The organism is Allobosea sp. RCC_152_1 (assembly GCF_041360765.1).
In the GTDB taxonomy this organism is placed as follows: domain Bacteria; phylum Pseudomonadota; class Alphaproteobacteria; order Rhizobiales; family Beijerinckiaceae; genus Allobosea; species Allobosea spartocytisi.
Window position 1 is genome coordinate 117,289 of sequence record NZ_JBFUPU010000006.1, and the last position, 18,213, is coordinate 135,501.

At 64.4% G+C, this 18,213-nt stretch carries 15 protein-coding genes and 2 pseudogenes; 13 read left to right on the plus strand and 4 right to left on the minus strand.

What is annotated here, in order from left to right; genetic code table 11:
• Nucleotides 1-112: 112 nt before the first annotated feature.
• A complete protein-coding gene (locus AB6806_RS19955; protein ID WP_370955325.1) occupies nt 113-670 on the minus strand; it encodes a TetR/AcrR family transcriptional regulator in 558 nt (185 codons plus the stop codon).
• 46 nt (nt 671-716) lie between these two features.
• Between AB6806_RS19955 and AB6806_RS19960 the strand changes: the two genes are divergently transcribed.
• A complete protein-coding gene (locus AB6806_RS19960; RefSeq protein WP_370955326.1) occupies nt 717-1,241 on the plus strand; it encodes a dihydrofolate reductase family protein in 525 nt (174 codons plus the stop codon).
• Nucleotides 1,242-1,445: 204 nt separating this feature from the next.
• On the opposite strand, the gene AB6806_RS19965 is transcribed toward AB6806_RS19960, so the two are convergent.
• Nucleotides 1,446-2,147, minus strand: coding sequence for a response regulator transcription factor (locus tag AB6806_RS19965; protein ID WP_370955327.1), 702 nt, complete (start codon nt 2,145-2,147; stop codon nt 1,446-1,448).
• On the opposite strand from AB6806_RS19965, the gene AB6806_RS19970 reads away from it, so the two are divergent.
• The 10 genes and pseudogenes from AB6806_RS19970 to AB6806_RS20015 all read left to right on the plus strand — a co-directional run.
• Nucleotides 2,133-4,364 carry a sensor histidine kinase gene (locus AB6806_RS19970; RefSeq protein WP_370955328.1) on the plus strand — a complete coding sequence of 744 codons (2,232 nt, stop codon included), beginning with the start codon at nt 2,133-2,135 and terminating at the stop codon, nt 4,362-4,364. The genes AB6806_RS19965 and AB6806_RS19970 overlap by 15 nt on opposite strands.
• 586 nt (nt 4,365-4,950) lie before the next feature.
• Nucleotides 4,951-5,220 (plus strand): hypothetical protein, encoded by a 270-nt coding sequence (locus AB6806_RS19975; RefSeq protein WP_370955329.1) that lies wholly within the window; start codon nt 4,951-4,953, stop codon nt 5,218-5,220.
• A 50-nt stretch (nt 5,221-5,270) separates the two neighbouring features.
• Nucleotides 5,271-6,521, plus strand: a complete 1,251-nt coding sequence (locus AB6806_RS19980; protein ID WP_370955330.1) for an NHLP bacteriocin system secretion protein — start codon at nt 5,271-5,273, stop codon at nt 6,519-6,521.
• Nucleotides 6,518-8,698, plus strand: coding sequence for an NHLP family bacteriocin export ABC transporter peptidase/permease/ATPase subunit (locus AB6806_RS19985; RefSeq protein ID WP_370955331.1), 2,181 nt, complete (start codon nt 6,518-6,520; stop codon nt 8,696-8,698). The genes AB6806_RS19980 and AB6806_RS19985 overlap by 4 nt, the downstream gene beginning before the upstream one ends.
• Nucleotides 8,688-11,561, plus strand: coding sequence for an NHLP bacteriocin export ABC transporter permease/ATPase subunit (locus AB6806_RS19990; RefSeq protein WP_370955332.1), 2,874 nt, complete (start codon nt 8,688-8,690; stop codon nt 11,559-11,561). The genes AB6806_RS19985 and AB6806_RS19990 overlap by 11 nt, the downstream gene beginning before the upstream one ends.
• A gap of 49 nt (nt 11,562-11,610) precedes the next feature.
• Entirely contained in the window at nt 11,611-11,856 is a 246-nt protein-coding gene (locus AB6806_RS19995; protein WP_370955333.1) for a hypothetical protein, read from the plus strand.
• Nucleotides 11,857-11,889: 33 nt separating this feature from the next.
• Nucleotides 11,890-12,090, plus strand: a complete 201-nt coding sequence (locus tag AB6806_RS20000) for a hypothetical protein (protein WP_370955334.1) — start codon at nt 11,890-11,892, stop codon at nt 12,088-12,090.
• Nucleotides 12,083-12,565, plus strand: a complete 483-nt coding sequence (locus AB6806_RS20005; protein ID WP_370955335.1) for a hypothetical protein — start codon at nt 12,083-12,085, stop codon at nt 12,563-12,565. Before AB6806_RS20000 ends, AB6806_RS20005 begins: the two co-directional genes overlap by 8 nt.
• Before the next feature lie 160 nt (nt 12,566-12,725).
• Nucleotides 12,726-13,214, plus strand: coding sequence for a hypothetical protein (locus AB6806_RS20010; protein ID WP_370955336.1), 489 nt, complete (start codon nt 12,726-12,728; stop codon nt 13,212-13,214).
• 207 nt (nt 13,215-13,421) lie between these two features.
• Nucleotides 13,422-13,838, plus strand: a pseudogene (locus tag AB6806_RS20015) (transposase); the annotation flags it as partial.
• 90 nt (nt 13,839-13,928) lie between these two features.
• Here the strand turns inward: AB6806_RS20015 and AB6806_RS20020 are convergent.
• Together AB6806_RS20020 and AB6806_RS20025 are read right to left on the minus strand one after the other, a co-directional pair.
• Nucleotides 13,929-14,310: pseudogene (locus tag AB6806_RS20020) on the minus strand (sensor histidine kinase); the annotation flags it as partial.
• A gap of 163 nt (nt 14,311-14,473) precedes the next feature.
• Complete coding sequence (locus AB6806_RS20025; RefSeq protein WP_370955337.1) at nt 14,474-15,841, minus strand: cytochrome P450; 1,368 nt, start codon at nt 15,839-15,841, stop codon at nt 14,474-14,476.
• 97 nt (nt 15,842-15,938) lie between these two features.
• On the opposite strand from AB6806_RS20025, the gene AB6806_RS20030 reads away from it, so the two are divergent.
• Together AB6806_RS20030 and AB6806_RS20035 are read left to right on the plus strand one after the other, a co-directional pair.
• The gene (locus AB6806_RS20030; protein WP_370955338.1) at nt 15,939-16,625 is read left to right on the plus strand and encodes a TetR/AcrR family transcriptional regulator; all 687 of its coding nucleotides are present in this window, start codon (nt 15,939-15,941) and stop codon (nt 16,623-16,625) included.
• A 589-nt stretch (nt 16,626-17,214) separates the two neighbouring features.
• Complete coding sequence (locus tag AB6806_RS20035; protein ID WP_370955339.1) at nt 17,215-18,168, plus strand: DUF3991 domain-containing protein; 954 nt, start codon at nt 17,215-17,217, stop codon at nt 18,166-18,168.
• Nucleotides 18,169-18,213 lie beyond the last annotated feature (45 nt).

Here is an 18,213-nt window from a genome sequence, read left to right on the forward strand (position 1 = left end):
TCGCACTGGAGCAACCCTCCTGACCGTCCGGGAAGGGCTGCCCTTGACTGCTAGCTCCAGCAGGCTTCCCGCAACCGGACGTTCCGGACGTCAGCTAGGGGCCAGACAGTGGTCATTCCACCCCTCTAATCCAGTCCTCCAACACCCGTCTAATCGCCTGGTCCGCCGGCACGTCGCGTGTGAAGGCCCACCACGTATGTGCGCCCTGCCAGAGGCTCGCCATCTGCCATCCGAGGCGTTCGCCTCGCGTCCGGTCCTTAGAGAGCCGGCGGCCGAGAGCTTCGGCCAAGCGATGGCCCCAGGCAGCGCCGCGGGTGCGGAGGGCGGGATTGCGGATGTCCTCCCTCAACAGCCGCAGGCCGTTGGTGGCATCGCGTTCTGCGGTTTCGGACGGCATCAGACGAATCAGAAGGTTTATCGCGCCTTCGGGCGTCGGTGGTTCCTCCGCGTCCGCGGCCTCCGTCTCCGCATCCAGCCGGTCCCAGGCCCGCAGGAAAATGGCCTGAACCATGGCCTCACGGTTGCCATAGCGCTGGACCAGTGTCGCCGGCGAGAGCCCACAGGCCGTCGCGGCGCGCGTGAAGGTGAGGCTGTCGGGCCCGCTCTCCATAAGCGCTTCAAAGAGGTTGCCGAGTACTTGCTCGTCAGGGATCGTCTTGTGCCTCGCCATGGATATATATAAACATATATTCATTTATAAATCAAAAGAGACCACCATGGCTCGGATTCTGGGATATATCGCCACCAGCCTCGACGGGTTGATCACGGCCGAGGACGACAGCCTCGACTGGCTGTTCAAGTATGACGACATGAACCTCGGCGAGCATGACTACCGCGCCTTCCTCAAACGAACTCGCACCGTAGTGATGGGGCGCGGCACATATGAGTTCATAGCAGGGGACTCCTCTCACTGGTCATACGGGGACAAGCGCGTGATCGTCGTCACGTCGCGGCCGATCGACAATCCGAAGGGGCCGCTGGAGGTTCGCAACGACGTCGATGCGGTGATCCGCGAGCTGCGCGGACTGGAGGATGGCGATGTCTGGATGCTGGGTGGCGGGCAGTTGCAGATGGCCTTCCTTGAGCGCGGGGCCCTGGACGAGATCGAAATCTACGTCATTCCGGAAATGCTAGGCGGCGGTCGGCCGCTCTTTCCATTGACCGGGTTTCGCGCGAGCCCGACACTGATCAGCGCTCAGGCGATCGATAAGGGCTGCGTGCGGCTGCACTACCGATTTTAGCGTAATCCGGCCGGCGCGACACGCAGGTCCCACGGTCCGCACACGATGTCCTGCTTGAGGAACGCAGCGTGACACGCGCTGCGCTTAGAGCTCGCGCGTCGACTGCGGCCGAGCGATCTTGGCGGCATCCGGGGAACGCCCATGACGGAAGCCGCCACCTTCGACCAAGCGCAGGAGAGAGGAGCGCGAGGTTGTCTGGGCACGTCAGACAATGTCTATCCGCTTGACCAGCCTCACGCCCGCGCTGTGGACCACCTGTAAGGGGGATTCCATCCCCACCGCTTTCAGCTTGGAGCGCAGGCGCGCCAGAAGCGCGTCGAAACGCCGGCTTTCGGGGTCGATCCGGGCGTGACCGAACAGACCCGTGATCAGATCGCGCGAAACCGTCTCGCCCGGCCGCGCCGCCAGATGCTCGAGCAGGATCACCTCCCGAACTGAAAGCTTCACCGATCTGGTGTCCGGAGAACGCAGCATTTGCGTCTGCCGATTGAGGCGCCAAGCTGTGCCTTCAGGCGCCGCGACGGCAGCACGCCCTCGTGCGTTTGCGGTTTCGTCCGATCGGCGGCGCATACGTCGTCCGAGATTGAGAATCGCCAAAGCGAGCTCCTCGGTATCAACCGGCTTGGTGAGATAGAGATCGGCTCCTTCAGCATAGCCGTGCACGCGATCGTCGCGACCGGTCCGCGCCGTCAGCAGAATGATTCCCATCTCCCGCTGTGCGGCCAGATCCCTGGCCAGTTCGAAGCCGCTGACATCCGGCAGGTTGACGTCCAGGACCGCGATGTCATAGCGCTCATTCCGCAACGCCTTGTAGAACGCGATGCCGGACGGCGCCTCCGTTACGCGCAGGTTTCGCAGTCGTAGGTAGTCGGCGAGGCTCTGACGGAGATCGTGATCATCCTCCACGAGAATGATTTTGAAATCTTGCGAGATCTCCTGCGTAGCACCTTTCGGGCCGGTCGCTTCCGCCATCATATTGTGCATTCACTCCATTGCGACGAGATTCGGTTGACGCCCCCGCCCCAATCTGCGGCCAGCGCAGCAGCGGCGAAGGGTTTCGGCCGCGAACCGGCCGCGACGCTCCAGGCGCAGCGCGGCCAGCTCCGGCTTTGCTTCGCCATGCTGGCGGCACTATTCGTCTTCGGCATCGTGCATCTTGCGTCGGCGGCGGAAACTCGCCCCGCATCCGAGTCGCTACCCGCGCTAAACGGCACGATTGCCATCCTGTCCGACCTCGCCTCGAAATTGTCGCTGGCGGAGATACTCGATTCGGCTAAGCAGGCCGAATTTCGAACGATCCGGGGGGCGAGTGTCAACTTCGGCTTCATCCGGACCCCCGTCTGGATCCGGCTGGAATTGCCGGGCCGGATGTCCACACAGGCGATCCTCTCGCTCTCGCCGAACTTTCTCGACTATGTCGATATCTACACGGCCGCGCCGGACGCGCCCTTTTCGGCAGAGCGCTTTACCCGGCACGAGATGGGAGACCGTCGCCCGCTACCGCAGGACGGGATTTCGGCGCTCGACTATGCCGTTCGTCTCGATTTCACCGAGAGCGCGACGACGCGCGTCTTCATTCGCATCCTGAACACCAATACGGCCACCTATCTGCACCTGCAGCTGGGTTCGGTCGAAGACTATACCACCCGGGTCGTCACGGGTGCGAGCCTGTATGGCGCGTGGCTCGGCGGCATGGGCGTGCTGCTGGTGACACAGCTCGTCTTCTACTATTTCGATAGGAAAGCCCAATATCCGTTACTAGCGGCCAGCACGCTCGGCATCATGCTGATCTATATGGGCAATCTAGGCTATAGCCGGCTTTATCTCTTTCCCGACAACGGCGCCGCCAATGACGCCTTTCTCGGCTTCAACGCCTGGGCCGGCCTTACGGCCAGCGCGATCGCCTACATGCACATCCTCGATTTGCGCAATCGGGCGCCGATGGTGCATCGCCTCTATCAGGCCGCTGCCGTGGCCGGGCTTGTGGGTGTGGGCTTCGCCTTTGCCGGCGAGAACATGATCTTCGGACCGATCGGTTCGGTGCTGACGATTGTCATGGCCTGCGTGAACATGGTGCAGGGCCTAAGGCAATGGAGCGAGGAAGGGGCTGCGAGCCGTCTAAGGGGCGCGGCATTCGCAGCGCTTTGTCTCGGAGCCTTCCTGACGATGGCGCAACGTCTCGGAGTTGCCTGGCTGCCGCATTGGGCTGTCCACAGCTACGGGATCGCCGGCCTCTTTCTCACGGTCCTGCTGACAGGGGCTCTAGCGGTGAGGCTGCGGGATGCGGAAGCGCTGACCCAGCAGATGAAGGATGAGGCGCTGCGGCATGCGCAGTTCGCAGAGAACATAGCCGCTGGCCTCGTCGAGGAGAGGACGCGTGAGCTGGTCGATGCCAGGCGCATCGCCGAGGAAGCTTTGCGTCTCGAAAAGCAGTCCCAGCTCCAGCAGGTCCGCTTTCTCGAAGCCGTGTCACATCAGTACCGGACGCCGCTCGCGGCCATTCGCTCGAGTATCGACAGCATCGGGCTTGCCTTGCAGCCCGACGACAGTGCCAACCAGGGACGGATCGAGCGCATCCGCAGAGCGATCGCGCGGCTCGTTGAAATGCTGGAGATCAACCTGGCCCGCAGCCGGGTACAGGGGCCATCCTTCCGGCCGCGGCTCGCCCCCACCAACGCCGGCGCCCTCGTCGCCGCCGCGCATCAGCGCGCATGTGATCTTCTCAGCGGCCCCGCGATCAAGCTGTGCCTCGAAACGCGGGCCGCGCGGGCGATGATCGCAGCCGATGAGGGCATGATGGAACTCGTGATCGTCAATCTGCTCGAAAATGCCGTCAAGTTCACCGCGCCGAAAGGCAGCGAGCCGATCGAGCTCGCCCTGGGCATGGCGGGGGACGAGGTCATCATCACCGTCATGGATCGGGGCTGCGGCATCCCGGCCTCCGAGCTTCCCGGGATTTTCGTCCTCGGCGCGCGCGGGCGGCATTCGGAAGCCGTCGAAGGATCAGGCCTCGGCCTGTTCCTCGTGAAGAAGATCGTCACCGCCCATAACGGCCGTGTTTCGATTGAAAGCAGTGAAGGCGTGGGAACTACCGTGCGGGTCGTCCTGCCGGCAGGCCTCTGAACGGGCCTTCGGTCAGGAATGGCTCGGGGGCTGCGGTGTCCAAAATGGTTTGACGGCGCGCCACCCCCCTTCCAGCCGGGCTCCAGTTAACGCTTTTTTTGCCGTCTCACAAGGAAGCGACTCCGGGACGGGGCGAATCGTTACATCGCGTTACAACCCGGAAAATGCGTTACATTTTCGGATATTGATTGCGGTCGAGGTCTGTACGAACGTCATCTTCACAGAAGCACGCTTGGAGCTGATGTAGTACCGCCGCCTGAAGGAACGCGCCAATTCCGACACGAGATGAAGTCTCGCGCGCCGACATGCGTGCTGCATATTCTCTTCTGTCGTGCTGTTTTGGAATCGGATTTCCTGCCATCGAGGTGGTTCTGGCATCGGAATATGAGGATCTACTAAGATAACAACCAATATAATCAGATATATAATCTATAAATATTTGGCTCTTTGCCAGTGGAATTTGACTAGATTGAGAATTTTTAACATTAAATAAAATGTTATACCTCAAAATAGCCCCACTATAAGCAGCAGATCGCAGTATACAATATCGCTTTCAACACGCACTGATCAGCAGGAGTCTCGATCGATGAACAATAACGACATCCGTGACAACCCTTCCGTTCAGCAGCCGCCATGCTCCGACGTGAAGCTCAGCGAGCAGGAGCTGGAGGCGATGAACGGCGCTGGTATCGACAATGCCTTCAAGGGTGCCGTCACGGGCGGCATCGGCCTTGCGGGCGTCGGTGCCATGTGCGGCCCCGTCGGGGCCGGGGTGCTGGGCGCCGTTGGCGTGATCGGCGGGGCGATCATGGGGGCATTCGCGCCGGACTCCGACGGTCCGGTCAGCGGTCTCTAGCCGGCATTTAGGTCACCTCGTTCGACCCTTTTATTCCGAGACAACGCGACATGACGGCGGCTCTCTACCGCAAGGAAGCTCTCGACAATCTTGCGGGCCCTGACCGGCTCGACGAGATGGTGCGCGTCACCTCTCCGCATGGCTGGGCCGCGCTGGGCACGGCGCTGCTGATCGTGACCGGCTGTCTCGGCTGGTCGCTCTTCGGCAGCTATCGCACGACCGTCACCGGCCAGGGCCTGCTGGTCCCGGCCGATGGCGCCTTCGTCAGCGTCTATGCTCCGAAGGCCGGATGGCTCGACAGCTATCGGCAGCGTGGTGACAAGGTGAAGAAGGGCGATTTGATCGCCCGCCTCAGCGCGCCCGAGGATGCCGCCCGTCTCGCCGACGTCGACAGCCGCGTGACTCAGCTCACGGCCCAGCGCGATGCGCTTGCCACGCAAATCGAGGATCGGATTCGCAAGGAGACGATCGCGTCGCAGCGCAAGCGCGAGGCGCTGCAGGAGACCATCGACCTTGGCGAATCCAGGGTCACCGCGCTCGAAACCCTGCTCGGTCAGCGCGAGTCGCTTTTTTCCAAGGGCTTGATCCCGTCAGACCGTCTGATCGAGACGCGCGAGCGGTTGTTCGCCGCGCGTGAATCGATCTCGCGAGCGCGCACGGACCTGTTGTCGCTCGACGCTGCCCTGCAGACCTTGCGCCATCAGACCGACCAGGAGCGCGCGGCGCTTGACCGCCAGCTGCGCGATGCGGAAGGGCAGCGGGCCCAAAGCCATCTCAGCCAGAATCTGGCGACGACCATCTTCGCCCGTTCCGACGGCACCATCACCACCAATGAGGCCGGCGACCACGCACTGGTCAGCAGCGGCCAGAAGCTGATGGTGATCGAGCAGGGCGGCCCGCGGCTCGACGCTCTGCTCTATGTCCCGGCCGACAGCGGCAAGGAGATCAAGCTGGGCATGGAAGTGCGCCTGTCTCCCTCCACCGCCAAGAAGGAGGAATACGGCTCGCTGATCGGCACGGTCATTCAGGTCGACGATAGTCCAGAGAACGAGGCGGCGCTGGCCCATCGTCTCGGCAACCCCGATCTGGCCCGTGTCTTCACCAAGGGTGGTCCGCCGCTCCAGCTGGTGGTGCGCATCAACCCCGGGCCCCGTGGTGCCGAGAGCTATGCCTGGACCTCCAAGCGAGGCGAGGAGATCGAGCTCGCCTCGACCACGCTCGTCGAAGGCCAGGTAACGGTCAAGTCGGGACGGCCGATCGGTCTGTTCATCCCGGCCCTGCGCAGGTTCGTCGGCCTATGAGCATCGAATCGTCCAAGCGCTTTCCGTCGACCAGCCGCAAGCGGGTCCCCACCATCCTGCAGATGGAAGCCGTCGAATGCGGTGCCGCCTGCCTCGCCATGGTTCTGGCCCATCACGGCAAATGGGTGCCGCTCGAGGACCTGCGCGTCGCTTGCGGGGTCTCGCGGGACGGCAGCAAGGCGAAGAACGTGGTGCGGGCGGCGCGCCGCTACGGCCTGGTGGCGGAGGGCTGGCGCACCGAGCCGGAGAAGCTCGCCGGTAAGCAGCTGCCCGCCATTCTGTTCTGGGAGTTCAACCATTTCGTGGTGCTGGAAGGGGTCGGCCGGAAGGTCGTCTATCTTAACGACCCCGCCAGCGGCCCCCGCACCGTCACCCATGATGAATTCGGCCGGGCCTTCACCGGGGTGATGCTGACCATGGCGCCGGGGCCGGACTTCGAGCCCTCCGGGGCCCGTTCCAATGTCTGGGGCGCCGTCCGCGACCAGCTCGCGCCCTCGCGCGGTGCGGTCCTGTTCCTGGTTCTCGCCGGTGTCGCCGCCCTCGCTCCGAGCGTGTTCGTGCCGGCGGCAACGAAGGTCTTCGTCGACGACATTCTCGTGCGCCATCTGACCGATTGGATGAGGCCGTTATTGTTCGGCCTCGCCTGCGCGGCGCTGCTGGGCGGATTGCTGAACTGGCTGCAGGGCTATTTCCTGGCACGCCTGCAATGGAAGCTCGGCGTGTCGCTGGGCCTGAAATTGACGTGGCATCTGCTGCGGTTGTCGCCCAGCTTCTTCGCCCAGCGCTACGCCGGCGATATCGCGAGCCGGCTCGCGACGACGGAACGGGCCTGTGATCTCATCGGCAGCCAGGTTTCCGCCTTGCTGGTCACAGGACTCGCGGCGTTGTTCTACGGCGCGTTGATGGCGGTCTACGATCCGGTGCTGGCGGGCATCGGCCTGGCACTCGCCCTCTTCAATGCCGTGTTCGCCCGCCTCATGGCGCGGCGGCAGGAGAATGCCGCCCGCACCGTCATGCGGGAGCAGATGGCGCTCGGCAGCCTCTCCATCAGCGGCATCCAGTCGATCGAGACCTTGAAGGCGACGGCCTCGGAAGACGATTTCCTCAACCGCTGGGCCAATGCGCAGGCGCGCACCATGAACGCGGTGCATCGCTCGCAACTGCCGCTCCAGTTCCTCGATCTCATTCCCCGTGCGCTCGGCGCGTTGACGATGGCTGCGATCCTCGGCGTCGGCGGCTGGCGCGTCATGGAGGGAGTGATCACCGTCGGCACGCTGGCCGCCTTCCAGACCGTGCTGTCGAGCTTCCTGTCGCAGGTCGGCGGTCTCGTCGGCGTCGCGTCGGGCATGCGCGAACTGCGGGTGGCGATGGAGCGGGTCGATGACGTGCTGCGCTATCCGCTGGACCACCGTCTGAACCCGAAATTCGCGCCCGAGGCCGGCGGGCCGCCACGCCGCGTCTCCGGCGCCGTCGACATCGCCGATCTGAGCTACGGCTACAACCCGCTCGATCCGCCGATGGTCGATGGCTTTTCGCTGAACGTGGCCCCAGGCTCCCGCATTGCGCTGGTCGGCCCTTCGGGCAGCGGCAAATCGACGATCGCGCGGCTGCTCGTCGGGCTGGCCGAGCCCTGGGCCGGCAGGATTGCGTTCGACGGTCTGCCGGGAGACCGGATCCTGCCAGGCGTCCGCGCCGCCTCCATCGCCTATGTCGAGCAGTCGGTCGTCCTGATGGAAGGCACCGTCCGAGAGAATCTGACCCTGTGGGATCCGCGGGTGAGCGAGCACAGGATCGTCGAAGCGGCCCGCGACGCCGGCCTGCACGAAACCATCGCGGCACGCCCCGGCGGCTACGATGCCCCGGTCAGCGAAGGCGGCAGCAACTGGTCGGGCGGCCAGGCCCAGCGGCTGGAGATCGCCCGGGCGCTGGTGGGCGAACCGAGCATCCTCGTGCTCGATGAGGCGACCTCCGCTCTCGACGCCACGACCGAAGCGACGATCCTCGAAAACCTCCGGCGCCGGGGCTGCACCATCATCCTGGTCACCCATCGCCTCAGCGCCATCCGCGACTGCGACGAGATCCTCGTGCTGGACCGCGGCCGCATCGTCCAGCGCGGATCGCATGAGGCGCTCTACGCCCAGCCGGGCACCTATGGAGACCTCATCCGTGCTGCATGAAGCCCCTCAGCGGATGGCCGGCAGCGGCACGACGCCGATCGACTGGCGCGGAGCCGTTCCGGTCTCTGTCGCGGGACTGCGCGTGGATGTCGGCTCGGTCGATCTGTATCTCGACTGGCCGGGCCGGGCTGGGCGGCGGCGGCGCATTGTCTCCCTGGGCGCCCATGACGTCGCCCTGCCGCTTTCGCTCACGCAGCCAATCGCAGGACTGCCGGTGGAAGTGCGGTTGCTCGCCTTTCCGGCGCCGGGCTCGCGCCTATCCTCCTTCGCGATCGAGCCGTTTCTGAAAAGCCTCGATGCCGGCGAGCCCGCCGCGATGGAAGCGGCAGAGCGCTGGATCGAGCGCACAGCTCAGGCCCTCGGCCGGCCACTGGCGGGGACCGCGCTCCTCCTCGAGGCTGGAAAGACGACGCTGGAACCTGGTCGCGTGGCGCGGCCCTCCCAAGGGCTTCTGTGGGCCTCGGCCGCCGATGTGGCGCTGCTGACTGAACTGCCGGGAGCCTCGCCGGCTCTTCCGACCATGCCCGCCGTCCCTGTGACGACGGCCGGCGTGGCCGTCGATCGCGCGGCAGCGCTCAACTGCCGCAAGAGTGCCACGCTGGCCTTGGAAGGCGGGCTCTCGCGGGCCGTCCTCGCCCATCACGTGCGGGTGAAGCAGGCTCTCGCCTTTGCGGAAGCCGGCCGAGACGACGAGGAGACCGCGCGCATCGCCGGCAAGGCCGATCGCGATCGCGCCGTGCTGGCTGCGACTGTCGCACCGCTGCTGGCTCCCGCCGCTGCGGAGGCATTGCAGGAGGCTTCGCTGGCGTCGGTGTTCGGCGCCGTCGCCCGGGCCTCCGCGGTCGACCTGCCCAAGACGCCCTGGTCAGCATCCGACGAATACGCGCACCTGCCGATCGAGCGGCAGATCGACGATCTCTTGGATTGGGCCGGCGCGCGGGCCCGGCGCATCCGGCTGGAGCCGGGCTGGTGGCGCCGTGGCGGTCAATCGGTCATCGGTTTCCGGCGGGACGACGGCGGTCCGGTGGCGCTCATCGCAGGCACCGGCTGGCGAGGCGGATATCGCATACGCGAGGCCGGCCGCGATCGGCCTGTCGATGCGCGTGTAGCGGCGTCCCTGGCTCAGGATGGCTTCATCATTCAGCGCCGCTTGCCCGATGCGACGACGGATGGCCGCGGCTTGCTACGTTTCGCCGCCCCGCTGGCCTGGCCTGCCCTGATCGCGATCGTCGCCATCGGCCTGGCCGGAAGCCTGCTGGGGCTCGTGACGCCGATGGCGACGGAAATCCTGTTCGAGACGGTCATTCCGGCGGCCTCGCATTCCGAACTGCTGCAGCTCACGGCCGGCATCGCGGCGCTGGGACTGGGGGGCATCGTCTTCGAACTCGTCCGCGGCTTTCTGGTCTTGCGGCTCTCCACGCTTCTGAACACCGACCTCGAAGGCGCCGTCTGGGACCGCCTTGTGCGCCTGCCGGCCGCGTTTTTCCGGAACTACACCGCCGGCGATCTCGCCTTGCGGGCAGCCGCGATCAACCAGATGCGCGACGCGGTAAGCGGTACGGCGGTCAGTTCGCTGCTGTCCGCGGTGTTCTCGATCTCCAGCCTCGCCCTGATCCTCTATTACGAATGGCGCCTTGCTCTCGTCGTGATCGGTCTCGTCATCGTCCAGCTGGTCGTGATGATTGCGGTCAACCTGCAGATGCTGGGCTGGAGGCGGCAGGCGCTCGAGATCGATGGCCGGCTCCAGGCTCTTGCACTTCAGCTGATCCAGGGCATTGCGAAGCTGAAAGTTGCCGGTGCCGAGGCGCGGGCCTTCGCAAGGTGGTCGCCGCTGTTCATTGCACGGCGAGCGTTCGGCTTCCGCCAGGGCGCCTTGTCGTCGGGCTTCTCGGCGTTCGGGACCGCGTTCGGGATCGCCTCGACCGCGCTGCTCATCGGGATCGTCGGCCTCGGCGGGATCGAGATCGGGATCGGCCGCTTCGTCGCGTTCAACGCAGCCTACGGCCAGTTCGTCTCGGCGACCCTGTCCCTCGGGAGCGTCCTACCGGCCCTGATGTCGCTGAAGCCGCTTTACGACCGGGCCGCGCCACTGCTCGCCGCCTTGCCGGAGAATCTTGGCCGACAGGGCGCAAGGCACGATCTGCGCGGCGGCATCGAGGTCCGCGACGTGGTGTTCCGCTATCGCGGCGAAGGCCCTGCCGTTCTCGACGGCGTGTCGATCAAGGCCAGGCCGGGCGAGTTTGTCGGCATCGTCGGTGCCTCCGGCTCCGGCAAATCCACCTTGATGCGCGTCCTGCTCGGCTTCGAGACGCAGGAAAGCGGATCGGTGTTCTTCGACGACCAGGAACTAAGCAGCCTCGACCCAAGGGCGTTGCGCCGCCAGATGGGCGTCGTCCTGCAATCGAGCCGCGCAACGAGCGGCACCATCCTCGACAACATTCTCAACGGCGCCGCGCTGACCGAGGCCGACGCCTGGGAGGCGGCGCGTCTCGCCGGGCTGGAGGCCGACATCCGCTCCATGCCGATGCGTATGTACACCTTCGTCGGCGAGGACGGGACGCTTCTCTCGGGCGGGCAACGCCAGCGCCTGCTGATTGCCCGCGCGGTCGTGCGCCGGCCGCGGATCCTGCTCTTCGACGAAGCGACCAGCGCCCTCGACAACCGCACCCAGCAGATCGTCTCCGAAGGGCTGGAATGGCTCGACGCCACCCGCGTCGTCATCGCGCACCGCCTGTCCACCATCCAGCACGCCGACCGCATCTATGTGCTGCAGGCAGGGCGGGTCACCGAGGAGGGAAGCTATCGCGAGTTGCTCGAGCGCGGCGGATTGTTCGCCCAACTGGCGCTCAGGCAGGTCGCGTGAACCAGGCATCCGCCGGACGCAGACACAGTAACCGCAGAAAGAAACCGGAATGACAGACCACAGCAACCGCAAGCTCGACGAGAACGAGCTCGACCACATGCATGGCGCAGGGGCCGCTGGGCACTGGGACCATACCGGAAAGTCTTCGATGTGGGTGACCACCGTTCCCGGCGACGCCCATGGCTTCTTCGGGCCGAGCGAGAACCGCAGCTCGGTGCGGCCGGACGGCAATGGCGGCTATATCCGCTGGGACCGGGCCAACAATTGCGAAGCTCCGGCCATCCGCAGGAGCTGATGCGGTGGCGCCAATCGCTTGCTGGAGAAGGCCATGGATAACGAACACACCAGGATCGACGAACAGCCCACGGATATGAAGCTGCCCGACGACGATCTGGAGGCGGCGGTGGGCGGCGTCGCCCAACCGCGCGGCTCCGTCAACATCGAGGCCCTGGCGCGCAAATACGCCGGAAGAGATCCGCTCTATCGCCCCGCCAATGTCAAACTTGCAACCGAGGTAGATCATGACTGACGCTGTCGAGAAGTTCCAGAACCACATCCGCTCCATCGCCGACGACCAGCAACAGCTGGAGCGCTTTTTGACGCAGGTGAAAACACCGGATGATCTTGTCGTCTATGCTGCGAACGCTGGCTGTCCGCTCACGAAAGCAGAGGCCGACGATCTTTTCGAGAAAGGGCAGGCCGCCTTTGATCAGATGCAAAGCCAGCTGAGCGACGATGATCTGGACAACGTGGTCGGCGGCATCAGCTTCGCTGCCATCGGCCTCGGTGCTGGGGCGGCTCTCGGCATCGCCGCTGTCACGATTCTGACGGCAGGCGTGGGGACCGGGTTCTTGGCAGCGACGGTGGCCGCCGGTGCCACGACGTGGGGTGGCATCGCTGCCGGCGTGGCAACAACAGGCGGTGCAATGGCATTTGCCGGCGGTGTGGTAGGCGGTGGCGCCGGCCTCGTCGTCGATAAGGTGGTAGACGCCGTCAAATCGTGAGTGTTCGTTCTATCGTCATGGAACAGGCGATATCGTCGCTTCCTCCATGATTTCGACAACAACAGTGGACGTCTATCGATGATAGTCCAGGTGAAGAAAGCGGCCACGCAGCTATATTTCTTCGCCTAGACATTATCTTCTCCTGTAGGATCAATTGGACATGACAGCACAAGCCGTGACTTCCGATAGCCCTCGCTACATCCAGTTCCAGGGTATTCTCTCCAAGCTTGCATCCGATCCCGATGAGGCAAGGCAATTCGCTTCGACGGTCAATAGCCCGGAAACGTTCGCTTCCTATCTTTCCAAGAAGGGAATCGCTGTCAGTGCCAGTGAAGCGGATGCAGTGTACGGAGCCCTGCGCGAACTCGCCACGACGCTGCCAAATCAGGGGCCAGCAGCAGAGCGGCCGCTCGGGGACAATGAACTGAACGAAGTGGTCGGTGGGGGATGGGGCTGGGTCGCGATCGGCGCGGTCGCCGGGCTTGCCCTTGGCGCGGTGACGGGCGGCGTTGGTCTCGCACTTGCGGGCGCAGCCTTCGAAGTGGTTGGCACTGCCACGCTCGGTGCCGTCGGAGGCGGACTTGTCGGTGCCGGCAGCGGCGCTGCGGTTGGCGGCATCGCCCAGACTATCAAAAGCGCTCTTTCGTAAAAGGCGTATATGAAACAGACGAGAGCGGCAATGCTGCTCTCGTTACTTCTGGCTCCGCCGAGATCGCTGAAGTCGCCCAAAGTTCAAATAAGCTGAGCCAGCTCTCTTATTACTCGGCGCCAGTTTCAGCGAGCTGCCAGGATTGGTCTGCCCCCCGAAAAGTGGTCCTCCGTGAAGTAGGCTTTCGAGCCTTTGGAGGATGCCGCTATGGCGCAGAAGAAGCATAAGCCCGAAGAGATCGTCGCGAAGCTGCGTCAGGTCGACGTGTTGTTGTCGCAGGGTCGGCCGGTTGCCGAGGTGATCCGCACGATCGGGGTGACGGCCTTCACCTTTTATCGTTGGCGCAAGGAGTTCGGCGGGCTGAAGAGCGACCAGGTAAAGCGATTGAAGGACCTCGAGAAGGAAAACGAGCGGCTGCGCAAGGCCGTCTCGGACCTGACGCTTAAGAAGCTGATCCTGGCGGAGGCTGCTCGGGACATTTCTGAGCCCCGCCCGCCGTCGCCGCAGCATCGACCACGCCATGACTAAGTTTGGCGTGTCGCAGAGGCTGGTGTGCCGGGTCTTGGGCAGCATCGTTCGACGCAGCGAAAGCAGCCGATGGGTCGAGCCGACAAAGCGGCCTTGAAAACCGCTTTGGATGTCGATCGCGGCAGGAACATCCGAAACACTCGGCGACAATGCACCCCGAGCCAGAAATTCGCACGTCGAGAGGGCTCAAGGAATGATCACTTCCGCCGCCAAACCGCCACCGACGCGATTGGAGAGCCTGACCGACCCGCCGATGGATGCGGCCAGTTGCTGGGCGATGGCGAGCCCGAGCCCGGCTCCGCCGGTCTCGCGGTTGCGCGATGGCTCCAGACGAAAGAAGGGCTGCATGGCGGCGGCCAGCATCTCCTTGGGGAATGCCAGGGCCGCGGTCCAGCACCGTAATCGCGATGGCGCCGCCGCCCCTGCGCTCCATCGCGATCTCCGCGGCGCCTGCGAATTTCAAGGCATTGTCGATGAAGTTCGACAGGATGCGCCGCAGTGCGTGCGGCTTGGTAGAGGTGATCCCGTCGATCCGGCTGGCCACCGTCACCGCCTTGCCGGTGTCGCGCGGGCCTGCTGCGCGCGGATATCTCTCTCGCTTCGGCCTCGTTGGCGCCGAAGCCGCCCAAGGATCGTTTCCAGTTCTAAGTGCAGATCGTGATCCGGCAGCGGTCCACAGCCGCCGTTTGGCTTCGGCAGGGTGAAGCAAGCCAGGCTTCCTGAGATATTCCTCAGCGCAGTATCAGGTTCATGCGCTGCGGCCGGTTCGACCGAAGCGTCACCTTCATGACGGGCTTGGGTGGCTCGGGCTCGATCGTCGTGAGCCGGACCTTCTGAAGCAGCACAGCCAAGATGGCGACCGCCTCCATGACGGCGAAGGCATTGCCGATGCAGACACGTGGACCCGCACCAAAGGGCATGTAGGCATAGCGGTGCCGTGCCTTGGCCGCCTCCGGGCTGAAGCGATCCGGGTCGAACGCCTCGGGATCCGACCAGAGGGAAGCGTGGTGATGCACCGCGTAGATCGGTACGATCATCACCGTTCCGGCCGGAATGAGATACCCCCCAAGCTCGAAGTCCTCCAAAGCGGTCCGCGTGATGATCGGCGCGGGGGGGTAAAGGCGCATGGCTTCCGAGAAGGCCTGCCGCGTATAGACCAGTTTCGAAACATGCTCCGCGTCCACCGGCTCGCCCATCGTGACCACATCGATCTCGGCGAGAACTTTTCCTTCGATCTGCGGATGCCGCGCCAGCAAACCGAATGTCCATGCCAGCCCGAGCGCCGTCGTTTCGTGTCCGGCCGTGATGAAGGTCATGAGATTGTCGACGACTTCCCGGTCGCTCATCCTGCGCCCGCTTTCCGGGTCAGAGGCCGACAGAAGCATGTTCACAAGATCATGGCGGCCATCCGGGTGCTTGCGCCTCTCCTCGATCACGCTCAGAAGACTGGACCGCAGGAATGCAACGGCGGCTTCGGCCTTGCCGCGGCCGGGATAGGGTATCCACTCCGGGGCGTGCAAAAGTCCGAGCGCGAACGTCCAGCCGGTCGGCTTGAGGAAATCCGAAATACCTTTCTCGACCCGCCCGACATCGATGCCATGTCCGCCGGACATCATCGTCTCGACAATGATGTCGAAGGTAGTGCGCATCATCTCGTGGCTGACGTCGACTGTTCCGTTGCCCACCCCGATCCACCTGTCGCGCGTGCGCCGAGCCGCTGCGATCATTGTCGGCTGGAGTTCGAGAAGCTTGTCGTGCCGGAACGCGCCGGCAACCGACTGCCGTTGCCATTTCCAATGTGCCCCGTCCGCCGTCAGCAAGCCCTGGCCGAGCGCCGGTCCAAGGGCTCGCCTGACTTGATCCCCTTTGCCCAAAGCTTCTGCATTTTTGACCAGGGCCTCGTGGATCAGCGCAGGATCGGCCAGGTAGACCTTCAATTCTCCGGCGGATTTCGAAAAAACCAGTGGTTCCGTGAAGACCGATGGGGGAAGCGCGTCGAGCGGGTTGCGCACGATCGCCAGCAGGGTCGCGAGCGTTGACTGCGGCGTCAGCGGAAACGTGGTCTTCAGCGTGCGGTCATTTTGAGCCGAGCTGTCCATGATGCGCATCCTTGCTCGCTAACCGTCCACCCCGTAGATGTAAGGTGCGTACCTTAGATGATCTAAGGTGCACACCTTAGATATGCAAGGGAGGCATATGAAAAGGGCAGGGAACCCCGATGCGAAAAAGGCCGATCGCGTTGGCACCCGGGCCCGGATCCTGGATGCCACTCTGGTGCTGTTCAACGATCGGGGCCCCGATCGGGTCACGACCGCCGAGATCGCCCGAACGGTCGGCATCAACGAAGGCAACCTTTATTATCACTTCAAAACGAAGGAAGCGCTTCTCCAGGCGTTGTTCAAAAGACTGGAGGCCGACGCGACGGTTTTCATGGGGGACGCAGGCTCGAACACTGCCACAGATCCTGACGTTTTCTCAGGTTTCTTGCGGCGCTGGTTCTCGATCGTCTGGGACCATCGCTACATTTTCCGGGATCTGCCGGGCATCATCGTCATTGCTCCCACCCTGCGTGAGCCAATCCGTGTGCTGAGTGCGGCAATGCGCCTCGTCGTAGACGGGGCACTTCGCCAGATGACAGATGCGAAGCTGATCGACGTTCCAGACCAAGACGCACCACTATTGCTCGCCAATGTCTGGATCGTATCGACCTACTGGGCGGTTTATCTCAGCCTGCAGGAAGGTATCGAGGACCTCGGACAGCAGCATCTCGATTGGGGGCTGAAACAGGTCGCGAGCCTATTTCGACCGTACCTGTCGGATGCGGCAAAGAGCGAGTTGAACGCCATGCTCCTCGGTCGCCCGGGCATGCAAAAGGCGGTTTGACAGCGCCCGGTTCGCGCGAAAGAGGCGTTCCGCGAAGCGCACAAGATCGGGCGTCAACGCCTGGGCTGTGGTGCGAATGCGTTCGACATCGGCGGGCGAGGCCTGGTTACCGGCGACGGCATTTACTGGACCAGATCACCGCCGCGCGGTCGGGCATGGTGATCGCGGCCGGGTCCGGACACCGTCGGAGCCATCGAGCGGGAATGGGCCCGCTCCCGGATGGAGCCTTCACGATTTCACACGATCCGTCGGTAGCCCGGAGCCACGCCTTCCAGCTCGCACAGACCCTCATGGTTCCGGTCACGGTCTTCCGGTCGAACGGGCCCTCGGCGTTCTGCCCTTCGCCGAGCTCGACGATGGCGAGGTCGAGCTCATCGCTGAGTTCGATCCGTTCGAAACCCGGCCGGCTCGCTGAGTCGGCCCTTTTTTCCCTGCGGGTGCCGCTTGCGAGCTGCGGCGGCAAGGGAAGCTGACGCCGCTGGCGCGCCCTTGCCGCCATGGCTCTTCGCGGCCTGCGGAGGTTGCTCCGCGAGATGCGGGGACAAGGAAACAGGCAAGGAAAGGCGGACGCGAATGCGCCGGCACGACTATGAAACGGACCGAATTGGAGGCGTTACGGGAGCGTGTGCCCTGCGCGGCGGTGCTGGAGAAGGCCGGCTTCGCGATCGATCTGCCGGAAACCACGCGCAAGGCGGTTAAATATCGCCGCGGTGACGCGATCGTCATCGTGATCCATGCCGGACAGGGTTGGTTTGATCCGTTGTCCGAGGCCAAGGGCGATGTCTTCAGCCTGGTCGAACATCTCGATGGCGTTACCTTTGCCGAAGGTCTCGATCGCGTCGCCGCACTGGTCGGCTACAAGCCGAAAGATCCGATCTTTTCCCGGCCGCCGGGCGCTTCGAGGCAGATCCTGCCCGTGCTCGCGCGATGGGCGAGGCGGCGCAGACCCTGGCCAGGCTCGGCGACCTGGCGCTATCTGCGCGACGAGCGCCGCCTGCCGGAGGCTCTGATCCGCGCCGCTGTCGGAAACGATATCCTGCGCGAGGGGCCGCAGGGAAGCATGTGGGCCGCCCACCGCGACGAGGTCGCGGCAGTCACGGGCTGGGAGGAGCGCGGTCCGCAGTGGCGAGGCTTCTCGACCGGCGGCACCAAGCGTCTGTTCCAGTTTGGATCGGCGGGGGCAAAACGCCTCTGTGTCACCGAGGCCGCCATCGACGCGATGAGCCTCGCTGACCTCGAGCACGGAGGGGCCGACAGTCTCTATCTCAGCACCGGGGGCGGGTGGTCGCCGGCAACCGACGCGGCGATCCGTGCGCTCGCGGCGCGCGCCAATGCGCTGCTGGTCGCCGCGACCGACAACAACCGACAGGGCGAAGCCTATGCAGAGCGGTTGCAGGCGATGGCGATCACGATCGGATGCGGCTTTGAGCGCTTGCGGCCCGCCCAGACGGACTGGAATGCCACGCTGCAGGCGAAAGCGGCAATGGAGAAGGGGGAAGGAAGGAGGGGGCAATCGGCTGCCGCATGCCCGCCGGCGGCGTAAAGGGAAGCTTCGCCCGCGTTTCGCGACCCCGACCCTTGACGCCGC